24 protein-coding genes and 2 pseudogenes are annotated in these 26,432 nt (G+C 62.9%); 11 read left to right on the top strand and 15 right to left on the bottom strand.

Annotated elements, in window-relative coordinates; genetic code table 11:
* Window positions 1–41: 41 nt before the first annotated feature.
* Entirely contained in the window at window positions 42–917 is an 876-nt protein-coding gene (locus MF410_RS17410) for a LysR family transcriptional regulator (protein WP_131710685.1), read from the bottom strand.
* A gap of 91 nt (window positions 918–1,008) precedes the next feature.
* On the opposite strand from MF410_RS17410, the gene MF410_RS17405 reads away from it, so the two are divergent.
* Both MF410_RS17405 and MF410_RS17400 read left to right on the top strand, forming a co-directional pair.
* Window positions 1,009–2,259, top strand: a complete 1,251-nt coding sequence (locus tag MF410_RS17405; RefSeq protein WP_239619916.1) for an MFS transporter — start codon at window positions 1,009–1,011, stop codon at window positions 2,257–2,259.
* Window positions 2,256–2,642 carry a VOC family protein gene (locus tag MF410_RS17400; RefSeq protein ID WP_130670209.1) on the top strand — a complete coding sequence of 129 codons (387 nt, stop codon included), beginning with the start codon at window positions 2,256–2,258 and terminating at the stop codon, window positions 2,640–2,642. The genes MF410_RS17405 and MF410_RS17400 overlap by 4 nt, the downstream gene beginning before the upstream one ends.
* 17 nt (window positions 2,643–2,659) lie before the next feature.
* On the opposite strand, the gene MF410_RS17395 is transcribed toward MF410_RS17400, so the two are convergent.
* The 8 genes and pseudogenes from MF410_RS17395 to ubiE all read right to left on the bottom strand — a co-directional run bounded on the left by MF410_RS17395 (window position 2,660) and on the right by ubiE (window position 12,669).
* Window positions 2,660–4,321: a urocanate hydratase gene (locus MF410_RS17395; RefSeq protein WP_130703837.1), complete on the bottom strand. Its 1,662-nt coding sequence runs from the start codon at window positions 4,319–4,321 to the stop codon at window positions 2,660–2,662.
* 71 nt (window positions 4,322–4,392) lie between these two features.
* Window positions 4,393–4,722 carry a TfoX/Sxy family protein gene (locus MF410_RS17390; RefSeq protein ID WP_239619914.1) on the bottom strand — a complete coding sequence of 110 codons (330 nt, stop codon included), beginning with the start codon at window positions 4,720–4,722 and terminating at the stop codon, window positions 4,393–4,395.
* 3 nt (window positions 4,723–4,725) lie between these two features.
* A complete protein-coding gene (locus MF410_RS17385; RefSeq protein WP_130695754.1) occupies window positions 4,726–5,823 on the bottom strand; it encodes a DUF917 domain-containing protein in 1,098 nt (365 codons plus the stop codon).
* Window positions 5,804–7,084 (bottom strand): Zn-dependent hydrolase, encoded by a 1,281-nt coding sequence (locus MF410_RS17380; RefSeq protein ID WP_130670213.1) that lies wholly within the window; start codon window positions 7,082–7,084, stop codon window positions 5,804–5,806. Before MF410_RS17380 ends, MF410_RS17385 begins: the two co-directional genes overlap by 20 nt.
* Window positions 7,081–8,460: an amidohydrolase family protein gene (locus MF410_RS17375; protein ID WP_239619912.1), complete on the bottom strand. Its 1,380-nt coding sequence runs from the start codon at window positions 8,458–8,460 to the stop codon at window positions 7,081–7,083. Before MF410_RS17375 ends, MF410_RS17380 begins: the two co-directional genes overlap by 4 nt.
* 24 nt (window positions 8,461–8,484) lie before the next feature.
* On the bottom strand, window positions 8,485–10,071 hold the full coding sequence (locus MF410_RS17370; RefSeq protein ID WP_097624635.1) for an aromatic amino acid lyase: 1,587 nt from the start codon (window positions 10,069–10,071) through the stop codon (window positions 8,485–8,487).
* A 199-nt stretch (window positions 10,072–10,270) separates the two neighbouring features.
* Window positions 10,271–11,844 (bottom strand): annotated as a pseudogene (gene ubiB / locus MF410_RS17365) (2-polyprenylphenol 6-hydroxylase).
* Between the two features lie 48 nt (window positions 11,845–11,892).
* The gene (gene ubiE, locus MF410_RS17360; RefSeq protein ID WP_097624637.1) at window positions 11,893–12,669 is read right to left on the bottom strand and encodes a bifunctional demethylmenaquinone methyltransferase/2-methoxy-6-polyprenyl-1,4-benzoquinol methylase UbiE; all 777 of its coding nucleotides are present in this window, start codon (window positions 12,667–12,669) and stop codon (window positions 11,893–11,895) included.
* 149 nt (window positions 12,670–12,818) lie between these two features.
* On the opposite strand from ubiE, the gene mutM reads away from it, so the two are divergent.
* From mutM to MF410_RS17335, 5 genes and pseudogenes are all read left to right on the top strand, one after another.
* On the top strand, window positions 12,819–13,724 hold the full coding sequence (gene mutM / locus MF410_RS17355; protein WP_097624638.1) for a bifunctional DNA-formamidopyrimidine glycosylase/DNA-(apurinic or apyrimidinic site) lyase: 906 nt from the start codon (window positions 12,819–12,821) through the stop codon (window positions 13,722–13,724).
* 15 nt (window positions 13,725–13,739) lie between these two features.
* Window positions 13,740–14,513: an enoyl-CoA hydratase gene (locus MF410_RS17350; RefSeq protein WP_097624639.1), complete on the top strand. Its 774-nt coding sequence runs from the start codon at window positions 13,740–13,742 to the stop codon at window positions 14,511–14,513.
* Between the two features lie 191 nt (window positions 14,514–14,704).
* Entirely contained in the window at window positions 14,705–14,983 is a 279-nt protein-coding gene (gene rpsT, locus MF410_RS17345; RefSeq protein WP_003570835.1) for a 30S ribosomal protein S20, read from the top strand.
* A 942-nt stretch (window positions 14,984–15,925) separates the two neighbouring features.
* Window positions 15,926–17,373 (top strand): annotated as a pseudogene (dnaA, locus tag MF410_RS17340) (chromosomal replication initiator protein DnaA).
* 164 nt (window positions 17,374–17,537) lie between these two features.
* The gene (locus MF410_RS17335; protein ID WP_003589021.1) at window positions 17,538–18,620 is read left to right on the top strand and encodes a saccharopine dehydrogenase C-terminal domain-containing protein; all 1,083 of its coding nucleotides are present in this window, start codon (window positions 17,538–17,540) and stop codon (window positions 18,618–18,620) included.
* A 62-nt stretch (window positions 18,621–18,682) separates the two neighbouring features.
* On the opposite strand, the gene hemW is transcribed toward MF410_RS17335, so the two are convergent.
* From hemW to rph, 4 genes are read right to left on the bottom strand one after another with little or no spacing between them, the layout of a single operon-like run.
* On the bottom strand, window positions 18,683–19,885 hold the full coding sequence (hemW, locus tag MF410_RS17330) for a radical SAM family heme chaperone HemW (protein WP_097624641.1): 1,203 nt from the start codon (window positions 19,883–19,885) through the stop codon (window positions 18,683–18,685).
* A gap of 9 nt (window positions 19,886–19,894) precedes the next feature.
* Window positions 19,895–20,539, bottom strand: coding sequence for an RdgB/HAM1 family non-canonical purine NTP pyrophosphatase (rdgB, locus tag MF410_RS17325; protein ID WP_097624642.1), 645 nt, complete (start codon window positions 20,537–20,539; stop codon window positions 19,895–19,897).
* 9 nt (window positions 20,540–20,548) lie between these two features.
* On the bottom strand, window positions 20,549–20,965 hold the full coding sequence (locus tag MF410_RS17320) for a VOC family protein (RefSeq protein WP_097624643.1): 417 nt from the start codon (window positions 20,963–20,965) through the stop codon (window positions 20,549–20,551).
* Window positions 20,962–21,681, bottom strand: a complete 720-nt coding sequence (gene rph, locus MF410_RS17315; protein WP_097624644.1) for a ribonuclease PH — start codon at window positions 21,679–21,681, stop codon at window positions 20,962–20,964. The genes MF410_RS17320 and rph overlap by 4 nt, the downstream gene beginning before the upstream one ends.
* 127 nt (window positions 21,682–21,808) lie before the next feature.
* On the opposite strand from rph, the gene hrcA reads away from it, so the two are divergent.
* Together hrcA and grpE are read left to right on the top strand one after the other, a co-directional pair.
* Complete coding sequence (hrcA, locus tag MF410_RS17310) at window positions 21,809–22,897, top strand: heat-inducible transcriptional repressor HrcA (RefSeq protein ID WP_097624645.1); 1,089 nt, start codon at window positions 21,809–21,811, stop codon at window positions 22,895–22,897.
* 109 nt (window positions 22,898–23,006) lie between these two features.
* Window positions 23,007–23,639, top strand: coding sequence for a nucleotide exchange factor GrpE (gene grpE, locus MF410_RS17305; protein WP_097624646.1), 633 nt, complete (start codon window positions 23,007–23,009; stop codon window positions 23,637–23,639).
* Between the two features lie 30 nt (window positions 23,640–23,669).
* Here the strand turns inward: grpE and MF410_RS17300 are convergent, their stop codons facing one another.
* Window positions 23,670–24,614 carry a nucleoside hydrolase gene (locus MF410_RS17300; RefSeq protein WP_097624844.1) on the bottom strand — a complete coding sequence of 315 codons (945 nt, stop codon included), beginning with the start codon at window positions 24,612–24,614 and terminating at the stop codon, window positions 23,670–23,672.
* A gap of 238 nt (window positions 24,615–24,852) precedes the next feature.
* On the opposite strand from MF410_RS17300, the gene MF410_RS17295 reads away from it, so the two are divergent.
* Together MF410_RS17295 and MF410_RS17290 are read left to right on the top strand one after the other, a co-directional pair.
* Window positions 24,853–25,278 (top strand): Hsp20 family protein, encoded by a 426-nt coding sequence (locus tag MF410_RS17295; protein ID WP_097624647.1) that lies wholly within the window; start codon window positions 24,853–24,855, stop codon window positions 25,276–25,278.
* A gap of 47 nt (window positions 25,279–25,325) precedes the next feature.
* Window positions 25,326–25,583, top strand: a complete 258-nt coding sequence (locus MF410_RS17290; RefSeq protein ID WP_003570822.1) for a DUF1150 family protein — start codon at window positions 25,326–25,328, stop codon at window positions 25,581–25,583.
* 147 nt (window positions 25,584–25,730) lie between these two features.
* Here MF410_RS17290 and MF410_RS17285 read toward each other — a convergent pair whose 3' ends face one another.
* Window positions 25,731–26,432, bottom strand: coding sequence for a tRNA (guanosine(46)-N(7))-methyltransferase TrmB (locus MF410_RS17285; protein WP_097624648.1), 702 nt, complete (start codon window positions 26,430–26,432; stop codon window positions 25,731–25,733).

Below are 26,432 nucleotides of genomic sequence, written 5' to 3'. Positions count from 1 at the left end.
CCTAAAGCGCGAAGAGCGAATCTGAAAGATCGCGACGCGCTTTAGCTCAGCAGGCTCATCAGGTTCTCGGTGACCGGCGAGCGATGTGTTTTCAGGATTGCCAGCGCCAGGCGCGCCACGGCCGGAGGCCCCTCGATCGGCCGGTAGGTCACACCTTCGAGCTTGATCCGCGAAATCGAGGCCGGCACGATCGAGACGCCGAGATCGGCCGCCACCAGATTGACGACCGAGGAAATCTGCGGCGCCTCCTGCGCCACGGTCAGCTCGAATCCCGCCTTGCGGCAGGCGAGCACGACATCGTCGTAGAGGCTCAAGCCCACGAGCCGGGGAAAGAGGATGAAGGGTTCGTCCGCCAGCATTGCAAGCGGCAGGCTGCGATGTCTTGCCAGAGGATGGCTGGCGGGCAGGGCGATCACCATCGGCTCGTCCGGCAGCCGCCGCAGCCGGATGCCGGCGGGATCGTCCAGGCTGGGGCGCATGAAGGTGGCGTCGAGCTCGCCGCGTTCCAGCTTCTGCATCAACGCCAGCGTATTCATTTCCGTCAACGACAGCCGAACCTCCGGCCAGCGTGCGCGAAACAGTCGAATCGTCGTGCTGACCACGGGGTTGAAGGCGGAGGATGCGGTGAAACCGAGCGACAGCCGGCCGGTCTCGCCGCGATTGGCGCTTTGCGCCGCAAGCTTCGCCTTCTCAGCTGCCACCAGCGACGCCTTTGCCTCGCCAAGGAAGGCCGCGCCCGCTGCCGTCAATTCGGCGCCGTGCGGCACACGGTGAAACAGCGCCGCACCCACTTCCCTCTCCAGGTCGCGGATCTGCTGGCTGAGCGGCGGCTGCCCGATGCCGAGCTTGCCTGCGGCACGGGTGAAATTGCCTTCCTCCGCCACCGCCAGGAAATATCGCAGGTGCCGCAACTCCATCGCCATCTCCAAAACCTATCGGAATCGACGGTCTCATATATTGGACAAATGGAGGCGCTTTGACTAGATCGGAGGCTGGAAGGATGAAGATGTGCCGACGTCAGTGCATGCAGTGAAGACCGCCGAGACAGCCGCAATCCCAGGGCAGAAGCAATACCTGACCCGCGGGACCGGCGCCTATCGCCGCGCCAGCCTGGCGCTCTTCCTTTCCGGCTTCTCCACCTTCTCGCTGCTTTATTGTGTCCAGCCGCTGCTGCCGATCTTTTCGCAGCAATTTTCCGTCAGTCCGGCCGAAAGCTCGCTGTCGCTCTCGCTCTCCACCGGCTTCCTCGCGGTCGCCATCGTCTGCGCCGCCGCCGTCTCGGAAGGTCTTGGCCGCCGCAGCCTGATGTCGATATCGCTGGTCGGTGCGGCATTGCTGACCATCGCCACCGCCTTTGCCCCGAATTGGCATCTGCTGCTCGTCATCCGCGCTCTCCAGGGCCTTGTTCTCGGCGGCGTGCCTGCTGTCGCCATGGCCTATCTCGCCGAGGAAATCGATCCGCGCGGCCTTGGCGCCACCATGGGCCTTTATGTCGGCGGCACGGCCTTCGGCGGCATGTCCGGCCGCGTGCTGACCGGCATTCTCGCCGAATATCTCACTTGGCGTCCGGCGCTCTTCATCATCGGCGCCATCGGCCTTGCCGCCGCGATCGGCTTCATCGCCCTCCTGCCGCCATCACGCAATTTCGTCCGCCGGCCGGGCTTCGATCCGCGCTTTCATGCAAAAGCCTGGCTCGGCCATCTCAGCAATCCGGCGTTGCCCTTCATCTTCGCCATCGCCTTTCTGGCGATGGGCTCCTTCGTGACGATCTATAATTATGCCGGCTTCCGCCTGGTGGCGCCGCCCTACGGCCTCAACCAGACCGAACTCGGCCTGATCTTCACCGTCTATCTCTTCGGCATCGGCGCCTCCTCGATCGGCGGCCTGCTCGGGGACAGGATCGGGCACTTTTCCGTGCTTCTCTTCGGTCTGGCACTCACCGCCGCCGGCAGCGCGTTGACGCTCTTTGCCTCACTCCCGGTCATCATCCTCGGCATCATCGTGCTCACGACAGGCTTCTTCATGAGCCATTCGATCGCCAGCGGCCTTGTCGGCAAGCTGGCGCATGGCACCAAAGGCCACGCCTCGTCGCTCTATATGCTCGCCTATTATGTCGGCTCCAGCCTCATGGGTTCGGCGGGCGGCTGGTTTTACGCGGTTGAAGGCTGGGCCGCCGTCGTTATCTTCACGCTTGTAATGCTGGCGCTGGCCTTTGTCTCCGCCTGTTTTGCCCAGCAATTCGCGAGGAGAAAAGCATGATCCGCATAGACCGCCTCGACCATCTCGTGCTGACCGTCGCCGATATCGCCATCACCTGCGATTTCTATTCCCGCGTCCTCGGCATGTCGGTCGAAACCTTTGCAGAGGGCCGCAAGGCGCTGAAATTCGGCGGGCAGAAGATCAACCTGCATCAGGCCGGCCACGAATTCGATCCCAAGGCGAGACACCCCACACCCGGCTCCGGTGACCTCTGCTTCATCGCCGAGACACCGCTTGCCGATGTCATCGCCCATCTGGAGGCCTCAGGCGTTGCCATCGAAGAGGGTCCGGTCGAACGCACCGGTGCGACCGGACGTCTGCGCTCGGTCTATTTCAGGGACCCCGATGGCAACCTCCTCGAAGTTTCCAATCTGATTGCCTGACGTCGGCCTCCTGCACATCAACCAAGCCGGATATAGGGCACGTTCTTCTTTGCCACCTCATCCAGCGCCTCCTCGTAACCGGCATCGGCGTAACGCATGACGCCGAGCGCCGTATCGTTGGTCAGCGCATGGTCGAGCCGTTCGTCGGCGGCATCCGTGCCGTCGGCGACGACCGTGACGCCGCAGCTCGTCATGTAGCCCGCATAGCCGCCGCCGCCGGAATGGATGACGACCAGATCGGCCATCGATGAGCAGAGCATCATCGCATCGATCAGCGGCCAGTCGGCGATCGCGTCGGACCCGTCCTTCATCCGCTCGGTCATGATATTTGGATGCGCCATGGCGCCGGCGTCGAGATGGTCGCGGGAGAAGGCGACCGGGCCCTTCAGTTCGCCGCTTGCCACCAGCGCATTGACACGTCTTGCGAGTGCCGTGCGTTCGCCGTGGCCGAGCCAGGCGATGCGGGCCGGAAGTCCTTCAAAGGGCACATGCACGCGCGCCAGCCGGATCCAGTTGGTGATGATCTTGTTATCGGGAAACATTTCCAGCAGCAGATCGTCGATCCGGGCGATATCGCTCTCCTCGCCTGACAGAGCCATCCAGCGGAACGGGCCGATCGCCCGGGCAAACAGCGGCCTGAGATAGGCTTCGGTGAAGATCGGAATGTCGAAGGCATTGGCGACACCGCCCTCTTTGGCCTGCGTGCGGATCAGATTGCCGTTGTCGAAGACTTCCGAGCCACGCTTCTGGAATTCCAGCATCGCCGTCACATGGTCGACGATCGAGGCCCGGCTTGCCGCCATCAATTGCCCCTGACCGTCGTCGCGCAGACCCTTGACCTGCTCGAGGCTCATGCCCTTCGGCACGTAACCGTAGACGAGGTCATGCGCCGAGGTCTGGTCAGTGACGATGTCGGGCACGATGCCGCGGCGGGCGATCTCCGGATAGACTTCCGCCGCATTGCCGACGAGGCCGACGGACAGCGCCCGCTTGTCCTTTGCCGCCGCGTCGATCATCTGAAGGGCGGTATCGAGATCGGGGGCGATTTCCTGGAGATAGCCGATCTGCTGGCGCTTGCGGGCCCGCTCCGGGTCGATGTCGACGCAGAGGATCGCAGCCCCCGCCATGCGGCCGGCGAGCGGCTGCGCCCCGCCCATGCCGCCAAGACCGGCCGTCAGCACGAACCGGCCGAGGAGATCGCCGCCGAAGCGCCGCTCGGCGATGCGCATGAAGATCTCGTAAGTGCCCTGGATGACGCCCTGGCTGCCGATATATTGCCAGGCACCGGCCGTCAGCCCGCCCCAGCAGATCAGCCCCTTGCGCTGCAGCTCGTAGAACACTTCGGCCTTTGCCCATTGCCCGACGATATTGCAGTTCGCCATGATGACGAGCGGCGCCTTGGCATGCGTTCGAACGAGGCCGATCGGCTTGCCGGACTGGATGAGTAGCGTCTGGTCCTCCTCCATCTCGGTCAGCGCGTTGACGATGCCCCTGTGCGCCGCCCAGTTGCGGGCCGCCTTGCCGAGCGCGGCATAGACGATCAGGTTATCGGGATCCTCGCCGACGGAGAGCACGTTTTCGAGCAGCCGCAGCAGCGCCTCCTGCCGCCAGCCCTTGGCGCGCAGCTCCGGCCCGCCGGGAATCGGAAATTTCGGATGACGTGGATTGGCCTTCGGCATCGTGGGTTCCTCGTTTTGCTCTCTGCTTTTCCCTTCTCCCCGCTGGGGAGAAGGGGGAATGGCATCGTTCGTTATTTGCTGGGCAGCGATCCCACATAGGCGAGTGCCGCATCGAGCAAACGCCGTCTCAGGGCATCGTCGCCATAAACCTCGGCACCGCCTCGCACCCAGCCATGCATCACCCGCTCGCCCGACAGCATCTGGATCACGCCCGGCAGCGCCAGCGCCCAGCCGTCATTGCCCTTGCCGAGACGGATCAGCATGCCGTCATGGCGCGCGCAGCAGAGAAGATTGCCGTTCAGCATGAAGGCCCAGCCGCCGAACATGGACTTTTCGGCAAGGCCCGGCTGACCGCCGAGCTCCTCGCGCATCAGTTCTTCGAGACCCCGATCGCGCGCCATGGCTCAGGCCTTCGTCGCCAATGCATAACGTGCGATCTCGATCCCCATCGCCTTTTCGACGACGGGATAGACGGTCGGATCGAGCACGCTTGCCGACAGCGGAATGATATCCATCGGCACATGCAGAATGAAGACATGCATGCCCTCCTTGAGCTGGCCGACACTCAGCGGCTCGCCCTCCGGTGAAAGCGTGGTGATCACCGCGGGGAAGGTCGCAAGCCTTTTGCCATCCGCATCGTCCACCGCCATATATTCGTTCATCACATGCAGCGTCACCGATGTTCCGCCCGCGCCGACGGTGATCGTGCCGATGTCGAAGGCTTCCTTGGTGTAGACGACCTCCTTGCGGGTAATGATTCCTTCGGCAAGGATATGTCCGCCCGTCGTCTTGCAGATCGCGTCGATGACATCAGATCCGCCGCGCTTCTCCGCCGCGATGATTGCCTCGCCGAGCGCAAGCGCCATCGAGATGCCGCCGAGTGCTGCATGGCTGCGGACATAGGAGGCGCGGAGCGGATTGCGGCAACTGGCGATGAAGCCGCCGGATTGATCGGCAGCAGCGCGCAGCACCGGCGAGATCTTCGCCGTCGCCCCCTTCACCACCAGCTCGATGTAACGATTCTCGGCGCGATTGCCGCCGACAGCGGTCTGGATCATTTGCTCGGGCGAACCGGCCATGCCGATCGAGCCCATGTCGCCCGTCGGATGCGCGCGGATATCGCCGACCGCGTCGACCACCTTGGTGCCGAGGATTGCTGACGGCAGCCAGCCGTTCAGGGTCGAGGATTTGCCGTTCTGGCCGATGATCAGCCCGGAAAGCTTTTCGCCCAGCGCCTCCTGCAACAATTGCACCGATTTCACATAGTCGATGCCCTGCATTTCCCAGGGAGTGGTGGAGGCCGGCGCGCCGATCGCGGCTGCAGTCGCAATCCAGTCCTCGTCCTTCAGCTCGTCGATCGAGACCAGCTCCGGCTTGCCGACATTGACGGCGGCAAACCCAAGCATCCGTCCGTGATCGGCCCAGCCGCCGCCGCCGGCCGCATAGACGGAGCCGCCCTTGACGGCAGCTTCCACGTCCTTCTCAACGAGTATGCGTCCCATTCGCCTTCTCCTGATTCAAGCTTTTGTCCATCTCGCGCACCGCCTCGAACAGCACGGCGGCGCCGAGCGCGATATCGTCGTTCTCAGCCCACTCGTCGGCCGAATGGCTGCGGCCTTCCCGGCAGGGCACGAAGATCATCGCCGCCGGCGCCACCTTGGCGATCCAGGCCGTGTCGTGCCCCGCGCCGGAGGCCATGCGCCGGTGTTTCGCGCCGACCCGCTCGCAGGCAGCCTCCAAGGTCGATAGCAGCCCGGCATCGCCAGGCGTCGGCTGATTGTCGGAAACCCGGTTCGGGGTCTTGATCGCCACGACGTAGGCCCCCGCCAGCTTTTCGACATGGCCGTCGAGCCAGCGGCAGAATGCCTCCATGTCGGCGCGGATTTCGGCACGGCCATCGATCAGCAGCACCACCTTCGACGGCACGACATTGGCGGCATTCGGCTCGATCCTGAATTCACCGACCGTTGCTGCAAAATGGCCCGGCGTTTTGGCAAGTTCTGCAGCGGCGTTGCGGATGTCGAGCACCAGCTGTGATGCCGCCACCAGTGCATCCGCTCGCCGGTCCATCGGCGTCGTGCCGGCATGGTCGGCCCGCCCTTCGACTGTGATCTCGATGCGGGTAATGCCTGATATCGCGGTGACGATGCCGATGTCCTCCTTTTCGGCTTCGAGCACCGGGCCTTGTTCGATATGAAGCTCCAGAAAGCCTGCTATATCGGGTCTGTTCTGCTGCATCAGCACGTCAGGTCGGCCACCAACCTGCGCGATGCCCTCGGCCAGGTCGCGTCCGTCGCTGACGCGCGAAAGCCAGGCCTCCGGCAACTGGCCGGTCATGCCGCGGCTGCCGATGCAGGACACGCCGAAGATGCTCACCTCCTCGGCAAGGAAATCGACGATTTCCAGATCGTGATCGAGCTCGATATTCTGATCGCGTAGCGCGCGCGCCACCTCCAGCGCCGCAATTACCCCGGCAATGCCGTCAAAGCGGCCGCCGTCCGGCACCGTGTCGGAATGCGAGCCGGCCATGATCGTGCCGAGCCACGGCTTCCGGCCTGTCCGCCGGCCGACCAGATTGCCGGCGGCATCGATCCGCGTTTCCAGTCCCGCCGCCTTCATCCGCGCTTCGATATAGGCCCGGCCCTCGAGAAAGAGCGGCGAGAAGGCTCGCCGCGTCCAGGGATGCCCCGGCTCGGTAATCCCGGCCAGCGCCTCGATATCTCCAGCGATCCGGTCGGCATTGACGGGAAGATTGCGCCTCATGCTTCAACTCCCGCAATAAGCTGGCGCGGCAGCGGCCGTACGAAGCGCCCGGTACCGGGTGTGGCCAGCACCTTTCCGCCCTCGGCGATCTTTTCACCCCTGAGATAGGTGGCGGAAACGGTCCAGGGCAGGCGAATGCCGTTGTAAGGGCTCCAGCCGACGACATTGTTGCCGCTTGCCGCAGCGTCATAGACGCTGTCCCTCGGTTCGAGCACGGTGATATCGGCATCTTTGCCCGGCGTCAGCGCCCCCTTGATATGGTCGAGCCGGAAATGCCTGGCCGGATTCTCCGCCATCAGCCTGGCTGCCCAGGTCAGCGGAATGCCGCGTTCGACGGCACCTTTGACGAAAAGCGGCACCATCACCTCGAGGCCGGGAACGCCGGAGGCGTTGGCGAGCATGTCGGGATTGGTCTTGCGGTTTTCCGACCAGCTGACGTGATCGGTCGAGACCAGCCAGACATCGCCCTCGGCCACTTTCCGCCAGAGCGTCTCCACCTCGGCGCGCGGCCGCACCGGCGGATTGATCTTCGCCTTGCCACCGAGGCGCTTCACGTCGTTTTCCTCGTCGAGCGTCAGATAATGGATGCAGCATTCGACCGTCGCCGCAAAGCCGTCGCGGCGATAGGCGCGGGCGATATCGTAGCCGCGCCCGAGCGAGCAGTGCACCACGTGCGCCGGGCAGTGGGTCACGGCACCGGTCTCGAAGATCGTATGCATCGCCAGCAGCTCAGTGATCGGCGGCCGTGACAGGCCGTGCGCCCGCCAGTCGGTGACGCCGCTTGCCTTCACCTCAGCCATATAGCTGCGCACCGCCTCGTCATCCTCATTGTGTACGCCTGCCGTCAGCCCGGTCGGAGCGATCTCCGCAAAACAGGCGTCGAGCAGGGTCGGCGGAATGCGCGGAAAACGCTTGGGATCGGTGCCGAAGGTCGAGAATTTGAACGCCGCAACGCCGGCCTCGACCATCTCGCCGATCCGCGCCGGGCCTTCTTCCGGGTCGACGGTGCCGTAAAGCGCGAAGTCGACGCGCGCCTGCTGCCCGGCATGGTCGATCTTGCGTTTGACCGCCGCCGCCGAGCAGACAAGATCGCCCTCGTCATAGGGCATATCGACGATTGTTGTCACGCCGCCGGCCGCTGCCGACCGCGTCGACCAGATGAAATCCTCCTGGTCCTTCTGCGAGAGCGAATGCACCTGCGCGTCGATCGCGCCAGGCAGGATCAGTGCTTTGCCGAGCAGGTGGCGTTCCCGCGCCGCAGGCGGCACGCCGAGGCCGACCTCGGCGATCTTGCCGTTGCGCACGGCAACATAACCCGCTTCGACAATGCGGTCCGGCAGCACCACCGTGCCCTGCAGAACGAGATCGAAGTCCATGTCGGCTCCTCCAAAAAGCTGAGTTCAGATTGCCTGCGCCTCGTGGCGGGTCAGCCGCTCCTCGATATGCTCCAGTGATCCGAGCGCAAAGAAATCGTCGAAGGAGGCGATCGGAACCTGTGCAGTCAGTCTCGACAGGAAGTCGTCCGAGCCGAGCTCCTCCTCGATTGCCTCCACCTCAGCCGAAAGCGGCCGGTCCACGATATAGAAATCCGCATGTTTGCGCACGACCTCGTAGAGCATGGCGGCAACGCCCTTCGGTTCATCGCCGAGGATGTCGATCGCCTGGGCGGAGAGCAGTGCCTCCAGCGCCGCCAGGCGCTTCAACGCCTGCATCTGCCGCTCGAAGCGCTCGATGACCAGCGGCAGGAACGCCGCCTCGTCCTCCAGCCCGGCCGCCACCACCAGCGACTGCGCCGACACCGGATTGGACATCGACAGCACGCGCGAAAAAATCTCGCCGGCAAGTTTGATGATCGGCCCGAATCCGGTGGCGATCCGCCCCGGCGGCACGAGATTGACCGGCAGGTCGCGCCGCTGGCCGTTGCCGAGAATGACGCAGCGGTTGAAGGCGTTGCGCGCCGCATGCGCCATGCAGAGGGCGGCCGATTCGAGCAGGATCGTCACGTCGAGCGGAAGCGATCCGCCCGAGGTCATCACCCGGCCTTCGACCACCACGGGATTGTCGTCCGAACGCCCGGTGGCGGCAAGGATTTTGTGGCCGGTCGATAGCAGGTTTTCGATGACCGCACCGAACACCTGGGCAATCATGCGCAGGCTGAGCGGATCCTGCACATGCGTTGCAACAGGCCAGTTCCAGTCATCGGATGCGTTGCAGAGCCAGGCGCCGATCAGCGCCTCGCGCGCGGTGCCGACATGGCGGACCGCCTTCCACGGATCACGCGATGCGCCGAGCGCACCGGCCGCCATCATCGCCGTCGCCAGCAGGATCCGGATCGAGGCCGCCGCATTGCGCGTCGTTTCCGCCGCCGCGGCAAAACTTACCGCATTGATGCTGAGCGAGGCGAGGCTGTCGCGCGGCGCCATCCGCACCGGCTCCAGCCCGGCCGCCCGGAAGGCTTCCGCTGCCTGCATGCGGTTGCCGCGATAGATCGCTTCGCCGACCCCGGTCAGCACCGCGCCGATCTGCCCCATCAGGCCGATATCGGCGCAGCCGATCGAGCCGGTGCGGCGCACGACCGGGATGAGATCGGCTTTCAGCATGGTGATATAGGCCTCGATCAACTCCGGCGTGCAGCCGACCTGGCCGGTCAGAGCCGTATTGACGCGGATCGCCATGGCATTGCGGACGACATTGCAGGAAAACGGCGTGCCGGTGCCGAAATGATGGGCGCGCACCAGGCCGAGATTGAAGGTGTCGAGTTCGTCGGCCGACCATTCCACATCCTTCATGGCGCCGACGCCAGTCGTCGAGCCGTAGACGGGCATGCCGGAGGCGATCGCATCCTCGACGATCTCGCGGGCAATGGCGATGCGCGCCATGCCGGTGGCCGAAGCCGAAATCGTCGCCTTGCCCGCACCGATCGTCACCATCTCGGCAAAACCGAGCGGCCGTCCGGAAAGTTCGATGCCAGGGCGTTCGTGCTGCATGTGCCATATCTCCTAGAACAGGATGATCTTAGGCCGGTCCGGCCGAAAATCTGAATCCCGTTCCAAATTAAAGAGCTAGAGCATGATGTCGCCCGAAAACCGCTTACACTTCGGCATCATGCTCTAACGGCGAGACTAAGCGAGCCCTCGGTCGCATGGGATATCCTAAATGCCGAACACAGCATGTTTTACCGATGGATCAGCTCAGCATCCAGGCAATATAGAGAAGCGTCAATGCAATGACCCAAAGGGCGATCCTGGCCGAGCGGTTGTGTCGCGCCTCGGCCTTGCCGATCGCCTCAGCCGTCTGCGCGTCGAAGCGTAAGCCGTGTTCGCTCATGTGCAGAAGCTGGTGGTGGAATTTTTCGGTCTTCGCCGCAATTTCCGGCACGGCTTCGGCAAGTTTGACCGCCGCCTTCAGCCCATCCTTGAGGTCGGTGGCGATCCGCTTCGGGCCGAGATTGGTGCGGATCCAGTCGCCGACGACAGGCTCGGAGGCTTTCCACATGTTGAAGCGCGGGTTGAGCATGCGCGACACGCCCTCGACCACCACCATGGTCTTCTGCAACATTACCAGCTCCGGCCGTGTCGCCATGTCGAAGAGTTCGGTCACTTCGAACAGCAGCGTCAAGAGTTTGCCCATGGAGATCGTCTCGGCCGGCTGCCCATGGATCGGCTCGCCGATCGCCCGGATCGCCTGGGCAAAACTCTCGACATTGTGGTGGCCCGGCACATAGCCCGCCTCGAAATGCACCTCGGCGACGCGGATATAGTCGCGGGTGATGAAGCCATAGAGGATTTCGGCGAGGAACCGCCGTTCCTTTTTGCCAAGCCGTCCGACAATGCCCATGTCGACCGCAACGATCATGCCGTCCGCATCGACGAAGAGATTGCCCGGATGCATGTCGGCATGGAAGAAGCCGTCGCGCAGCGTGTGGCGCAGGAAGGACTGGATCAGCGTGTCGGCAAGCAGGTTGAGATCGTGGCCGGCCGCGCGCAGTCCTTCGACGTCGGACATGCGGGTGCCGTCGATCCATTCCATGGTGATGACATCGCGCCCGGTGCGCTCCCAGTCGACCTTCGGCACGCGGAAGCCGGGATCCTTTTCGGTATTCTCGGCGATTTCGGAGAGGGCGGCCGCCTCGAGGCGAAGATCCATCTCCACCTTCGTCGTCTGCTCCAGCGTCTTCGTCACCTCGACCGGCCGCAGCCGTCGGCTGGAGGCCAGGAAACGCTCCTGCATATGGGCAACGAGGTACATCGCCTCGATGTCATGAGCAAAACGCTGGCGCACGCCGGGCCGCACGATCTTGACGGCGACCTTCTTGCGGCCCTCGGATGTTTCGACTTCGGCCGGATGCACCTGGGCGATCGAGGCGGCGGCGATCGGCTCGCCGAAGCTCGCATAGAGTTCGCCGATCGGCCGCCCGAGCGAGCCTTCGATATTGGCCTTGGCGGCAGCCGAGGGAAGAAGGCCATCCGATCCTGCAACTGCGACAGGTCGTTGGCGAATTCGACGCCGACCACGTCAGGCCGCGTTGCCAGGAACTGCCCGATTTTCACATAGGAGGGGCCGAGCCGCTCGACGGCATGCGCCAACCGGTCGCTGCGCTTCTGATGGCGCGCCTTGCTGCGCTCGAAAATCGTCACGAAGGATTTGGCGAGCGCCACCGGAGGCGGCAGGCCTTCGGACGGCAGAGCTGACACGACGCCCTCACGCACGAGCACCCAGCCGACGCGCCAAAGGCGGAAATAGGCCCCGAACGTGCTCATGCTGCAGTGCCCCGCCGGCCGAGGTTGGTGTTTGCTTCCCTCATTCCCTCAGAGCTTCCAGCCGGAATGCAGCGCGGCGATGCCGCCGGTATAGTTGGTGTAGGTGACGCGGGAAAAGCCGGCCTGACGGATCATCGCCGCGAAATTCTCCTGGTTGGGGAATTTGCGGATCGATTCCACCAGATACTGGTAGGGTTCGGCATCGCCGGTAATCGCCTTGCCGAATTGCGGAATGGCATTGAACGACCAGGCGTCATAAATCTTGTCGAGCAGCGGCATGTCGACCTCGGAAAATTCGAGCACCAGCAGCCGTCCGCCGCGCTTCAGCACGCGATAGGCCTCTGACAGTGCGGCATCGATCCGCGGCACGTTGCGGATGCCGAAGGCGATCGTATAGGCGTCGAAGCTCGCCGCCTCGAAGGGCAGTTCCTCGGCATTCGCCTCGACGAAGGTGAGATTGCCGGAAAGCTTCTTCTTTTCCGCCCGCTCGGCGCCGACGCCGAGCATCGAGCCGTTGATATCGAGCACGGTCGCATGCGCCTGCCGGCCCGAGGCCTCGACGATGCGGAAGGCGATGTCGCCGGTGCCGCCGGCAACGTCGAGCACCTTGTAGCCCTGCTCCTTGCGCGGGTTCAGCGCCGAAATCATCGCGTCTTTCCAGGCGCGGTGCATGCCCATCGACATGACGTCGTTCATGATGTCGTAGCGCTTGGCGACCTTGTGGAACACCTGGTTGACCAGGTCCTGCTTCTCGCCGCCCGGCACCTCGCGGAAGCCGTAGGAGGTCTCCATGCCGCCATCGGCGGAAGTGCGGCTTTCAGGCATCAGACTGCTCCGTTCCTCGATATTCAGCCGCGCAGGCCATAGCGAAAGACCGCGCGCGACGTTATCACTGGGCCGCGCTCTCCGCGGACCACTGGCGCTATAGCGCACATCGTCCTCGGTTGAAACACGTTAGATACAGATGGGTTAAGATGCCGGAATTGCCAGAAGTCGAAACGGTAAAACGCGGCCTGGCGCCGGCGATGGAGGGGGCTCGTATTGCCAGGCTTGAGCTGCGCCGTGGGGATCTGCGCTTTCCCTTTCCCGACGCTTTCGCCGACAGGGTTTCCGGCCGCACCATCGTCAGCCTTGGCCGCCGCGCCAAATATCTGCTGGTCGATCTCGACGATGGCAACACGCTGATTTCCCATCTCGGCATGTCCGGCTCTTTTCGGATCGAGGAGGGTCGCATCGAGGAGGGCGCTGGCGCGGCCACGCCTGGCGAATTCCACCATGCCCGCTCGAAGGACGAGAAGCACGATCACGTCGTCTTTCATCTGGAAAGTCCAGCCGGTCCGCGCCGCGTTGTCTATAATGATCCGCGCCGTTTCGGCTTCATGGATATGGTGGGGCGCGCCGATCTTGCCGCCCATCCCTTCTTCCGCGATCTCGGCCCGGAGCCGACGGGAAACGAGCTCGGCGCCGCCTATCTCGCCGAGCGCTTCCGCGACAAGGCGCAGCCGTTGAAGAGTGCGCTGCTCGACCAGAAGAATATTGCCGGTCTCGGCAATATATATGTTTGCGAGGCGCTGTGGCGCGCCCATCTTTCGCCGATCCGCGCCGCCGGCACGCTGGTGACGGCAGGCGGCCGGCCGAAGGAGCAGCTCAACCTGCTCGTCGCCTCGATCCGCCATGTCATTGCCGATGCCATCGCCGCCGGCGGATCCTCGCTGCGCGACCATATCCAGACCGACGGATCGCTCGGCTATTTCCAGCATTCCTTCTCCGTCTATGATCGCGAAGGTCAGGCTTGCCGCACGCCCGGCTGCGGCGGTACGGTCGCCCGCATCGTCCAGGCGGGCCGCTCCACCTTCTATTGCGCCACCTGCCAGAAGTAAGAACGGGAGAACAGCATGGCCTATGAGACCCTGATCGTCGAAACCCGAGGCAATGTCGGCCTCGTCACGCTGAACCGACCGCAGGCGCTGAACGCGCTGAATTCCACCGTCCTGAAGGAGTTGAAGGAGGCCTATGCCGCCTTCCATGCCGACGAGGCGGTCGGCGCGATCGTCATCACCGGTTCGGAACGCGCCTTTGCCGCCGGCGCCGATATCAAGGAGATGCAGGCGCTTCAGTTCGCCGATATCTATAAGAGTGATTTCATCAGCGGCTGGGATGAGGTCGCCAAGGCCCGCAAGCCGGTCATCGCCGCCGTCAGCGGCTTTGCGCTCGGCGGCGGCTGCGAACTCGCCATGATGTGCGATTTCATCATCGCTTCGGAAACGGCGAAGTTCGGCCAGCCGGAAATAACCCTCGGCGTCATCCCCGGCATGGGCGGCTCGCAGCGGCTGACGCGCGCCGTCGGCAAGGCGAAGGCAATGGATCTCATCCTGACCGGCCGCATGATGGATGCGGCCGAAGCCGAACGCTCGGGACTCGTTTCGCGTGTGGTGGCGCCCGAGCGTCTGCTCGACGACGCGTTGGCGGCGGCGGAAAAGATCGCCTCGCTTTCTCAGCCTTCGGTGCTGATGGCCAAGGAGGCGGTCAATCGCGCGTTCGAGACCACGCTGGAGGAGGGGCTCCGCTTCGAACGCCGGCTGTTTCACAGTCTGTTTGCCACCGACGACCAGAAGGAAGGCATGGCGGCCTTCGTCGAGAAGCGCAAACCGGCTTTTAAGCACCGTTGAACGCTTTTCGGCGGTTCCGGCTGCAAAGCTTGAAAATCCGCGTTGACGTGGGCCGGCTTTAGAGTTATATGCCCGCCCACGGTTCGGAAAGCCGGTTTGGTTTTCCGCGATTGCTCCCGCATTGCTGGATTTTGTGGCCGCAGGGCCCGCGGTAATGGCGGAGTTTGTTCGAATTCTTGAGAGAGGCATCCATGGCCAATACAACTTCGGCGAAAAAAGCGACCCGCAAGATCGCCCGCCGTACCGACGTCAATAAGGCTCGTCGCTCGCGCGTTCGTACTTTCGTTCGCCAGGTCGAAGAGGCCATCGCATCCGGTGACGCCGCCAAGGCGAAGGAAGCTTTCCTGGCGGCTCAGCCCGAGCTTGCCCGCGCCGCCAGCAAGGGCGTGCTGCATGCCAACACGGCATCGCGCAAGGTCTCGCGCCTGGCCGCTCGTGTGAAGGCTCTTTCGGTCACCGCGACCGCGTAATCTTCCGTTAAGAACTTCCTCGTTATGATTAGCCCGGTAATTTTACCGGGCTTTTTGATTCCGCCGATCAGCCCCTCTATGGTTAATCCTGCGACTGTTTCGTGTCAGCGCCATGACAGGAAAAATTGTTTGATAACAAACACTTGCGCAAGGATGCTTTCACGCCACGCGAACTCTGACCCGACGTTCCGGGACCAGGGGGAAGTCAAGAAGATTTTTATTTTTTTCTTTCCATGCGTGTCCAAATAGCCCGAACGGGGAATCTCCTTGATTCAAAAGCGATTCTTTTTTGACGGTGGTGTGACGCCCGAAAAGGGCAGGCGGAGTCAATGCCCGCTTCTTAATTTTGCGTAAAATTCATCGTTGATATTGCCTTTTGATCCTGCCTAAATGGCTTCCAACAGAGGGCGCGGACATCACCTGTAGAGGCTCGGTCTTAACTGCCACGTCGGCAGGGCGATAAGTTTGTGCCATTTGTTACGGAGCCTTGCGCTTCCGTTTTTTCAAGCACTCGACGGATTTGGGCCGTAACGTGGCTGTTACGGGCAGGGATGTTTTGTGCCTTCAGTGGCCACACGTTTAAGGCGAGGTCGCCGGAGAAGGTTAAAGTAATATTGCGTACGGGCTGATCGGTCGAAAACGAGGATCGACCGCCAGCCTGGCACGGAAAGCCGGTGAAGGTTGCCGCATGAACGCGGTCCCTGCAACGGTGTTCTGCGCCATGTTTGAGTGAACCGGCAGGTAAGCGGCTTCATGAGGATGCCGTCAGCTCGCCAAAGCGGGGAATAATCGGGCGGCTATTTTAGCGGAAGCCGCCCGGTGGAATTGAAAGGCGGCATTATGCAGATGAATACGATGACGGCGGGCGGGCCCGACAATGGGGATGTGGCACCGCAGGCGTTTGGCTCCATTCGCCTCGAAGGGGGAGAAGCAAAGGCGGAAATGAAGCACAGCATCTTGTTTGAGCGCGTCAGCGCGCGCTTGAAGGCCCAGGTCGGCCCTGACGTCTATGCCAGCTGGTTCGCCCGGCTGAAGCTGCATTCGGTGTCGAAGAGCGTGGTTCGCCTGTCGGTTCCCACCACCTTCCTGAAGTCGTGGATCAACAATCGTTATCTCGATCTCATCACCGGTCTGTTCCAGGCCGAGGATCCGGAAATTCTGAAGATCGAAGTCCTGGTGCGCACTGCGACGCGCAGCGGCACGAAGGCGCTCGATGAGGCGGTTCAGCCCGAGCCGGTCGTTGCCCCCAGGCGCGCCGCCCCGCAAGCGCCCAGCCGGCCGGCCAGGCCGTCCAGCAGGCGGTTTCCTCCGTTGCCGCGGCAAGGCCCGCAAGCTTTGGCGCGCCGCTCTTCGGTTCGCCGCTCGACAGCCGTTTCACCTTCGACACCTTCGTCGAAGGCAGCTCGAACCGCGTCGCACTTGCGGCCGCCAAGACGATCGCCGAGGCCGGTTCCGGCGCCGTGCGCTTCAATCCGCTGTTCATCCATTCGACGGTCGGCCTCGGCAAGACCCACCTGTTGCAGGCGATCGCCAATGCGGCGGTGCAGAACCCGCGGGCGCTGCGCGTCGTCTATCTGACGGCCGAGTATTTCATGTGGCGCTTCGCCACCGCGATCCGCGACAATGATGCGCTGACGCTGAAGGATTCGCTGCGCAACATCGATCTCCTGATCATCGACGACATGCAGTTCCTGCAGGGCAAGATGATCCAGCACGAATTCTGCCATCTCCTCAACATGCTGCTCGACAGCGCCAAGCAGGTCGTCGTCGCCGCCGACCGCGCCCCCTGGGAGCTGGAATCGCTCGACCCGCGTGTGCGCTCGCGCCTGCAGGGCGGTGTCGCGATCGAATTCGACGCGCCGGATTACGAGATGCGCCTCGAGATCCTCAGGCGTCGCCTTGCTGCGGCCCGGCTTGAAGATCCGTCGCTCGAAATTCCGGCCGAACTGCTCCAGCACGTCGCCCGCAACGTCACGGCCAGCGGCCGCGAGCTGGAAGGGGCTTTCAACCAGCTGGTCTTCCGCCGCTCCTTCGAGCCGAACCTGTCGATCGAGCGCGTCGACGAACTGCTCGCCCATCTCGTTGGCTCCGGCGAACCCCGCCGCGTGCGTATCGAGGATATCCAGCGCATCGTCGCGAGGCACTACAATGTCTCGCGCCAGGAACTGGTCTCGAACCGCCGCACCCGCGTCATCGTAAAGCCGCGCCAGATCGCCATGTATCTGTCGAAGACGCTGACGCCGCGCTCCTTCCCCGAGATCGGACGCCGTTTCGGTGGGCGCGATCACACGACCGTGCTGCACGCCGTGCGCAAGATCGAAGAGCTGATTTCCGGAGACACCAAGCTGTCGCATGAGGTCGAGCTTCTGAAGCGGCTGATCAACGAATAACGACCCGATTTTCGGAAAACGTTGACGGCTGGAAGCGATTCCGGCCGTTTTGCTTTATGAGCTTTTTATTCTATACCTCCGGCCACCCCGTGCATGCCCGATTTGGAGCGGCGTGTGCCGGGCAAAGACTGAAGCGCCGAAGAGGGCGCATGGGAGGATCATAAATGAGTTTTAGAAAGATCGCCGTTCTCGGCCTGGGCAAGGTCGGACGGCTGGCGGCGACGCTGTTGCATGAAGGTGGTTTCGAGGTCATCGGCGTCGATGCGCAACTGCCGCTGAGCGACGTTCCCTTCAAGTGCCGCGCCGGCGATATCTCGGACCCGCAAGTGGTCGGCGAACTGTTGTCGAATGTCGAGGCGGTGCTCTCCTGCCTGCCTTACCATCTGAACATCGAATTGGCGCGCGCCGCCCATCTCGCCGGCATTCATTATTTCGACCTGACCGAAGACGTTCCCACCACCAATTTCATCATCGAATTGTCGAAGACCGCCCGCGGCCTGATGGCGCCGCAATGCGGCCTGGCCCCGGGTTTCGTCGGCATCGTTGGCGCCAGCCTTGCCGACGGCTTCGATCGCTGCCGTTCGATCCGCATGCGCGTCGGCGCCCTGCCGCAGCATCCGACGGGGCTGCTGGGTTATGCCTTCAACTGGTCGCCCGAAGGCGTCGTCAACGAATATCTGAACGATTGCGAGGTCATCGAAGGCGGCGTGCGCAAGCTGGTCTCGCCGATGGAATGGCACGAGACCGTCTATGTCGGCGGCGTCAAGCTCGAAGCCTTCACGACCTCGGGCGGCCTCGGCACCATGTGCGACACCATGCTCGGCAAGATCGACAATCTCGACTACAAGACCATGCGTTATCCCGGTCACATGGAACTGATGAACTTCTTCTTCCACGAGCTTCTGATGCGCGACAAGCGCAAGCTCGCCGGCGAGATTCTGACCAATGCCAAGCCGCCGGTTGAAGACGATGTTGTCTATGTCCATGTCGCCGCCGAGGGCACGGAGAACGGCAGCCTGCGCCGCAAGGAGTTCGTGCGCGCCTATTACCCGATCGAGATTGCCGGTGCACGCCGCACGGCGATCGCCTGGACGACGTCAGCCTCCGTCGTTGCCGTTATCGAAATGGTCCGCGACGGCCTGCTGCCGGCGACCGGCTTCCTGCACCAGGAGCATATTCCGCTGGAGATGTTCTTGAAGACGCCGACCGGCAGCCTGTTCAAGGCCGGCGCCACCAGCCACGGCTGAGAATTGTTTTCCAACGCGGCGTTGATGTCATCGCCGCGTTGGAAACAATCCGTTGTCAGATGTCAGCAGGCGAGATCGGCGACGACGGAATCGAGGATCAGCATGCCCGCCGGCGTGCAGCGCAGCCGTGAATTGCCGATCCGCTCGATGAATTTGTGTTCGAGCAGAAACTCTTCGCGCTTCGGGTCGAGGTCACGGCCGGAAAGCTGCTGCCAGCGGGCAAGATCGACGCCTTCCCTGAGCCGCAACCCCATCAGCAGCAGTTCGTCGGACTGTTCCTCGTAGCCGAGCCGCTCCTCGTCAAGAATGCCGTGGCCGTCGCGCTCGACCATGTCGAGCCAGGCTTCCGGCTTGCGCTCGGTCGCCGTCGCGATCTTCTCGGGGCCACGCGTCAGCCGGCCGTGCGCGCCGGGGCCGATGCCGGCATAATCGCCGTAACGCCAATAGGTGAGGTTATGCCGGCTTTCGGCGCCCGGCCGGGCGTGGTTGGAAACCTCATAGGCCGGCATGCCCTCGCGCGCGGTGATTTCCTGCGTCGCCTCGTAGAGCACAGCCGACTGCTCGCCATCCGGCACGATCAGCTTGCCTGCTTTGTGCAGGCCGTAAAACGGTGTGCCTTCCTCGATGGTGAGTTGATAGAGCGAAAGATGATCGACCGCATAAGAGATCGCTTGCTTCAGCTCCCTTTCCCATTGCTCAACCGTCTGGTGCGGCCGGGCATAGATGAGGTCGAAAGACATGCGCGGAAAAATGTCGCGCGCCAGCCGGATCGCCTTCAGCGCGTCGGCGACATCATGCAGCCGGCCGAGAAATTTCAGGTCGCGATCATCAAGTGCCTGCACGCCGAGTGAGACGCGGTTGACGCCGGCCGCCCGGTAACCGCGGAAGCGATCGGCCTCGACGCTGGAGGGATTGGCCTCCATGGTGATCTCGATACCATCGGGCACGTGCCAGTGCCGGGCAATGCCGTCGAGAATGGCGGAGACTGTTTCCGGCTTCATCAGCGACGGCGTGCCGCCGCCGAGGAAGATGCTCGTCACCGTCTTCGGCCCGCTCATAGCCCGGATCGCCGCCATCTCCTTCAGGAAGGCTGCTGCAAAGCGCTCCTGATCCACCGGCTGATGGCGCACATGGCTGTTGAAATCGCAATAAGGACACTTCGCCGCGCAGAAGGGCCAATGCACATAGACGCCGAAACCGGGCTCGCCGGTATCGGGCAGCAGCGCAGCATCGCGCGAGGAGCCTGGCGTGTCGAAATTGTCCACTTCGCGACCTTATGCCTCCAGGCAGGTTTCGACAAAGAGTTTGAAGGCACGCGCCCGGTGCGACAGCGCCTGCGGCTTGCCGATGTTCCAGCCGTGTTTTTCCTCGCCGCTCATCTCGCCGAAAGTGACGCCGTAACCTTCCGGCTGGAAGACCGGATCGTAGCCGAAGCCCTGCGTGCCGCGCGGCGGCCAGACGACATTGCCTTCCACTTCGCCGCGGAAGAGCTCGGTATGGCCGTCCGGCCAGGCGAGGCAGAGCACGCTGACGAAACGCGCGGTGCGCTGTTCCGGCTTGCTCGCGCCCGCATCCTGCAGCGCCTTTTCCACCTTCGCCATCGCCATGTCGAAATCGCGTGTGCCGTCCGATGTCTCTGCCCAATTGGCGGTGTAGACGCCGGGATCGCCGCCGAGCGCATCGACCACCAGCCCGGAATCGTCCGACAGCGCCGGCATGCCGGCTGCATTGGCGGAGGCCACCGCCTTGATCGTCGCATTCTCCTCGAAGCTGGTGCCGGTTTCGTCAGGTTCGACGAAATTCAGCTCGGCCGCCGATTTGGCGGTGAAGCCGAGCGGTCCGATCAGTTCCTGGATCTCGCGGATCTTGCCGGCATTGTGGCTGGCGACGACGATGGTCTTCGTTTCGAGCTTGCGCATTCAGATATCCTATTCGATGCCCCAGATTTTAGCCTCCGCGCATTCCAGGCTGTTGCCGGCTGGATCGCGGAAATAGATGGAGCGGCCGCCATTCGGCCAATGCACCTCGGATTCGATCGCCACACCGGCCGCCGTCAGCCGTTCGGCCATCGCATTGATGTTGCGGCCGGACACCCGAAAGCAGGCATGGCCCTGTCCGGTCGTGCCATGCGGCGGCACCTGCAGCGCGTCAGGCGACGGCGGCTTCACGGTTTCCTCCGGATTGAAGATCAATAGAACGCCGGGGCCGCAGCGGAAGAAGACATGCCGGTTGGCGGCGCGGGTGATCTTTTCAAGCCCGAGGACGCTCTCGTAGAACGCCTCGGCCTCATCGAGATCGCGCGCATAAAGCGCCGTTTCCAGCATGCCTTCCAGCATGGGGTTCATCCCGCAATCGCCTGTTTCTGCAGGGCGACGAGTTCGCCGATGCCGTTCTTGGCAAGACCCATCAGCGAAGTGAATTCCTCTTCGCTAAATGGCGTGCCTTCGGCCGTTCCCTGGATTTCGACGATGCCGCCGGCGCCGGTCATGACGAAATTGGCGTCGGTCTCGGCCGAGGAATCCTCGAGGTAATCGAGATCGATCACCGGCTGGCTGGCGAAAACGCCGCAGGAGATGGCGGCGACATGATCCTTCAGGACCCGGTCGACCTTGATCATGTTGCGGCTTTCCATCCATTTCAGGCAGTCGTAAAGCGCGATCCAGCCGCCGGTGATCGCGGCCGTCCGCGTGCCGCCATCGGCCTGGATGACGTCGCAATCAAGGGTGATCTGCCGCTCGCCGAGCGCCTGCAGGTCGACGACGGCGCGCAGCGACCGGCCGATCAGCCGCTGGATTTCCTGGGTGCGGCCGCCCTGCTTGCCGGCGGCCGCCTCGCGCTTCATGCGCTCGCCGGTCGCCCGCGGCAGCATGCCGTACTCAGCCGTGACCCAGCCCTTGCCGCTATTGCGCAGCCATGGCGGCGTCTTTTCTTCGAGGCTGGCCGTGCAGAGCACATGCGTATCGCCGAATTTCACCAGGCAGGAACCTTCCGCATGCTTGGAAAAATTGCGCTCGAACGAGACCTTGCGCATCTGGTCGATTTTTCTGCCTGAAGGCCGCATTCTTATCTCCTGGGGTTTGTTGACCGCTTCTACGATTGGCGGCGCCCATTTGCAAATTCCCTTTTGCCACGGCTGCGAGTTTGACTTACTTTTCGCGAAGTATCATCAGCGCGGGTTCGAGAGTTTCATGGGCATCAGGTCGACATCGGTTTCGGATGCCGTTGCTGCGCTGGACGAGCGCTCCAGGGAAATTTTTCGCCGCATCGTCGAGGGCTATCTGGAGAGCGGCGAGCCGCTCGGGTCGCGCAATCTGTCCCGCCTGCTGCCGATGTCGCTGTCGCCGGCCTCGGTGCGCAACGTCATGAGCGATCTCGAGGATCTCGGCCTCATCTATTCGCCGCATATCAGCGCCGGCCGGCTGCCGACCCAGATCGGCCTGCGTTTCTTTGTCGATGCCTTCATGCAGGTCGGCGATCTCTCCGCCGAGGACCGCGCCAGCATCGACCGCCAGGTGCGGGCCGAAAGCGGCGGCAATCCGGTGGAATCGATGATGAACGAGGCGAGCCGCATGCTGTCGGGCATTTCGCGCGGCGCCGGCTTGGTCATCACCTCGAAAAGCGATCCGGTGCTCAAACATGTGGAGTTCATCCGGCTGGAGCCGACAAAGGCGCTGGCCGTGCTCGTCGGCGATCACGACCAGGTGGAAAACCGCATCATCGAGCTGCCGGCGGGCGTTACCTCCTCGCAGCTGGCCGAGGCGGCGAATTTTCTCAATGCCCACATGTCCGGCCAGACCCTGCCGGAGCTGCGCAAACAATTAAGTCAGCTGAAGGATAACGTCCGCCACGAACTCGATGCCCTGTCGCGTGATCTCGTCGAGCGCGGCATCGCCGTCTGGGCCGGCAGCCCCGACGAGGGAAAGCCGGCGCAGCTGATCATCCGCGGCCGCGCCAACCTGCTTGAAGGTCTCGCCGGCGCCGAGGATCTCGACCGGCTGCGGATGCTGTTCGACGATCTCGAAAAGAAAGACAGCCTGATCGAGATCCTCAATCTCGCCGAAACCGGCTCGGGCGTGCGTATCTTTATCGGCTCGGAAAATAAGCTCTTCTCGCTGTCCGGCTCATCGCTCATCGTTGCGCCCTATCGTGACGACGACGATCGCATCGTCGGCGCCGTCGGCGTCATCGGCCCGACGCGGCTCAATTATTCCCGTATCGTGCCGATGGTGGACTACACTGCCCAGCTCGTCTCCCGGCTTTCACGCAATCCGCTTTGACCACTTTGACGAAGACCGCGGAATTTTCGCTTCTTTGTCACGCAGACTTGATTTTTTTCGGTCAAACCTCGATATCGGGCGCATCTGAAGACACCAACCGGAGACCGTCATGACCGATGACACGACGAAAAACGGACCTGACGCAACTGCGGCCGATGCCGCAGCCGACGCTGCCGCCTACGTCGAGAACGATATTGCGCAGGAAGAGGCGCCCCAGCCTGATGCACTCGAGCTTCTGAAAGCCGAAAACGGCGAACTGCGCGACCGCTATCTGCGCCTTGCCGCCGAAATGGATAATCTGCGCCGCCGCACCGAGCGTGAGGTCAAGGACGCCAAGTCCTATTCCGTCGCCGGTTTCGCGCGTGACATGCTCGCCGTCTCGGACAATCTGCGCCGGGCGCTGGATGCCATTCCGGCAGAGGTCAAGGACGCGGCCGATGCCGGCCTGACCACGCTGATCGAGGGCGTCGAGATGACCGAGCGCGCCATGCTGTCGGCGCTCGAGCGCCACGGCGTTCGCAAGCTGGAGCCGGTCGGCCAGAAGTTCGATCCGAATTTCCATCAGGCGATGTTCGAAGTGCCGAACCCGGATGTGCCGAACAACACGGTCGTCCAGGTCGTGCAGGCAGGCTTTTCCATCGGCGAGCGCGTGCTGCGCCCGGCCATGGTCGGCGTCGCCAAGGGCGGTCCGAAGGCCACCGAAGCCGAAACCAATTCGGTCTTCGACGAGAAGGACGCCTGAACCTTCTCCCTTTGGAGAAGGATGCCGAAATCAGATGCGGGCGAAGCGTTCGATCAAAAGATCGAAGAAGCCGTCCGCATCGACTTGGCGCATGACCTTTGCATTGCGCTTGCGCTCGGTGACATGCCACCAGTCGACGACCGTCATGCCGACGGTGAGTTCGGAGTGGATCTCGATTTCGACATTGCAGTCTCGGCCGTTGAAAAGCTCCGGCTTCAGCAGGTAGGCGATCACGGTCGGGTCATGCAGCGGCCCGCCGTCGGAGCCGTATTTCTCGATATCGAAGCGTTCAAAGAATTCCAGCATCTCGACCATCGCCTTTGCCGGCGCCGTGCCGATCTCGGCCATGCGCTTCACCCGATCCTTGCGGGTCAGCAACTGGTGCGTCACGTCAAGCGGCATCATCACGATCGGAACGCCCGAGCGGAAGACGATATCGGCGGCCTCGGGATCGACGTAAATATTGAATTCGGCTGCCGGCGTGATGTTGCCGCCCTCGAAAAAACCGCCGCCCATCATCACCAATTCGCGGATGCGCGGGGCGATGTCGGGCGCCTTCTGTAAGGCCAGGCCGATATTGGTGAGCGGCCCGAGCGTGCAGAGCGTCACCGTGCCTTCTTCCTCACGCCGCAGCGTCTCGATGATGAAGTCGACGGCATGTCCCGTTTGCAGCGCCATCGTCGGCTCGCTGAGGTGAGGACCGTCGAGGCCGGTCTTGCCGTGTACATGCTCGGCGGTCACCAGCTTGCGGGCGATCGGCGCGTCGGCGCCGGCAAAGACCTTCGTCTCCGTCTGGCCGCAGAGTTCACAGACGATGCGCGCATTGCGGCTGGTCAGCGAAAGCGGCACGTTGCCGGCGACCGTGGTGATCCCCAGCAACTCCAGCTCGTCGGGACTGCCGAAGGCCAGCATAATGGCGGCCGCGTCGTCCTGGCCGGGATCCGTGTCAATGATGATCTTTCTTGCGCTTGCCATCCGATGCACCGTTTTCTTCATTTCTCGTCACAAATCGGCACATTCTGCGCCGGCCCGTTTTGATGCGAGGCAGCCGCCGCTTTGTCAAGCAAGGAGCCATCACCACCTCAAAATTGAGGGGTGGTGCCGAGACGTCACCCGCGTCTTGCAGCGCCGGGGTGCTGTCCCCATATTAGCGGCATCCGGATGCTGCCCTTAAGGTCCGGGATGGTCGCTTGCATCAAGGACTTGAAAAGAGATGAGCCGCATTACCCCTTTCGCCAGCCCGCTGCTTCTGGGCTTCGATGCCATGGAAAAGACGCTGGAGCGCATTTCCAAGGCGAGCGACGGATATCCGCCTTACAATATCGAACGCATCGCCGCCGATAACGGCGCGCCGGAACGTCTGCGCATCACGCTGGCTGTCGCCGGCTTCGGCGAGGAGGAACTCGATGTTTCCATTGAGGAGAACCAGCTTCTGATTCGCGGCCGTCAGGTGGAGCACGGCGAACGGGACTATCTCTATCGCGGCATCGCCGCCCGTCAGTTCCAGCGCACCTTCGTTCTGGCCGACGGCATGCAGGTGCTCGGCGCCGGTCTGAAGAACGGTCTGCTCTCCGTCGATCTAATTCGACCGGAGCCCGCGCGCATGGTCAAGAAAATTAACATTTCGGTCTCACAGTAGCACAACGGTTTGTCGAACCGTTGGTCCCTTCTTCCGGAGGAACAGGAATGTTGATGAAAGAAGCCACGTCTCACTTGACCAAATCCGAGCTTGCCCACATCGGCAGCGGCGAGGTCGCCTATATCAGAAAGATGCGCACCGAAGAGGTCGCCAAGTGTTTTCCCGAGGCGCCGGATATCGATCCGAACGTCGATCTCTGGGCACTTTTCGGCGCCGACGGCACGCCGATCCTCTTGACGGACAACCGCTCCAGCACCTTCTTCAAGGCTGCCGAGGATGAACTGAAGACGGTCAGCCTCCACTGACCGTCAAGATAATGCCTGGCGCGTTGTGCTGCTTTTGCGGTGCACTATCGCTTATTCGATTTCGCTGCGGAGGCTGCGTCAGGATAGGCTCATCGTTCGTGCCACACGGCACGCCCGTCACTATTGCCCGTTAGCCGCCGTTGAAACTCAGATCTTCCTGAACGTCAAATAGGCCGAAGACCGGCCCTCGCGTCGCGCCTTGGCCTCGTAGCGTGTGCTCGGCCAGCCCTCATAGGGCGTCAGCCAGTCCGCCGCATTGTCGGCCAGCCAGTTGAAGCCGCCATGGTCGCGGCATTTGAGCAGCGTCCAGTTCACATAGGTGTCGATGTCGGAGGCGAAGCAGAACAGGCCGCCCGGTTTCAGCACGCGGTGAAAGCGGTCGAGATTGGTCTTCGAGACGAAGCGGCGCTTCCAGTGCTTCCGCTTCGGCCAGGGATCGGGATAGAGCAGGTCGATCTGATCGAGCGAAGCGTCCGGCAGCCAGTCGAGCAGTTGCGTCGCGTCGTCATTATAGACGCGGATATTGCGCGCCCCGGTCTCGCCGATGCGCGACAGCAGCTTCTGCATGGAATTGACGAAGGGCTCGACGCCGATGAAGCCGGTCGAAGGCCTCTCGAGTGCGCGGTGGATCAGGTGCTCGCCGCCGCCGAAACCGATTTCCAGCCGCAATCTGTCGACCGGAACCGTAAAGAGGGACGTCAGCGGCTCCAGCGGAGCCGCCGAAAGATCGATAAGGAATGCCGGCAGCAGGCTGTTCAGCGTCTCGGCCTGGTGTTCGCGCAGGGCCTTGCCTTTGCGGCGACCGAAGAAGGCTTCAGTCGCCCGGCCGCGGCGTTCCATATCCGTCAT

This window comes from Rhizobium sp. C104 (assembly GCF_022354505.1).
GTDB classification, from domain to species: domain Bacteria; phylum Pseudomonadota; class Alphaproteobacteria; order Rhizobiales; family Rhizobiaceae; genus Rhizobium; species Rhizobium redzepovicii.
The sequence above is the reverse complement of the archived record's forward strand: the minus strand, read 5'-3'. Positions and strand labels throughout refer to the sequence as shown.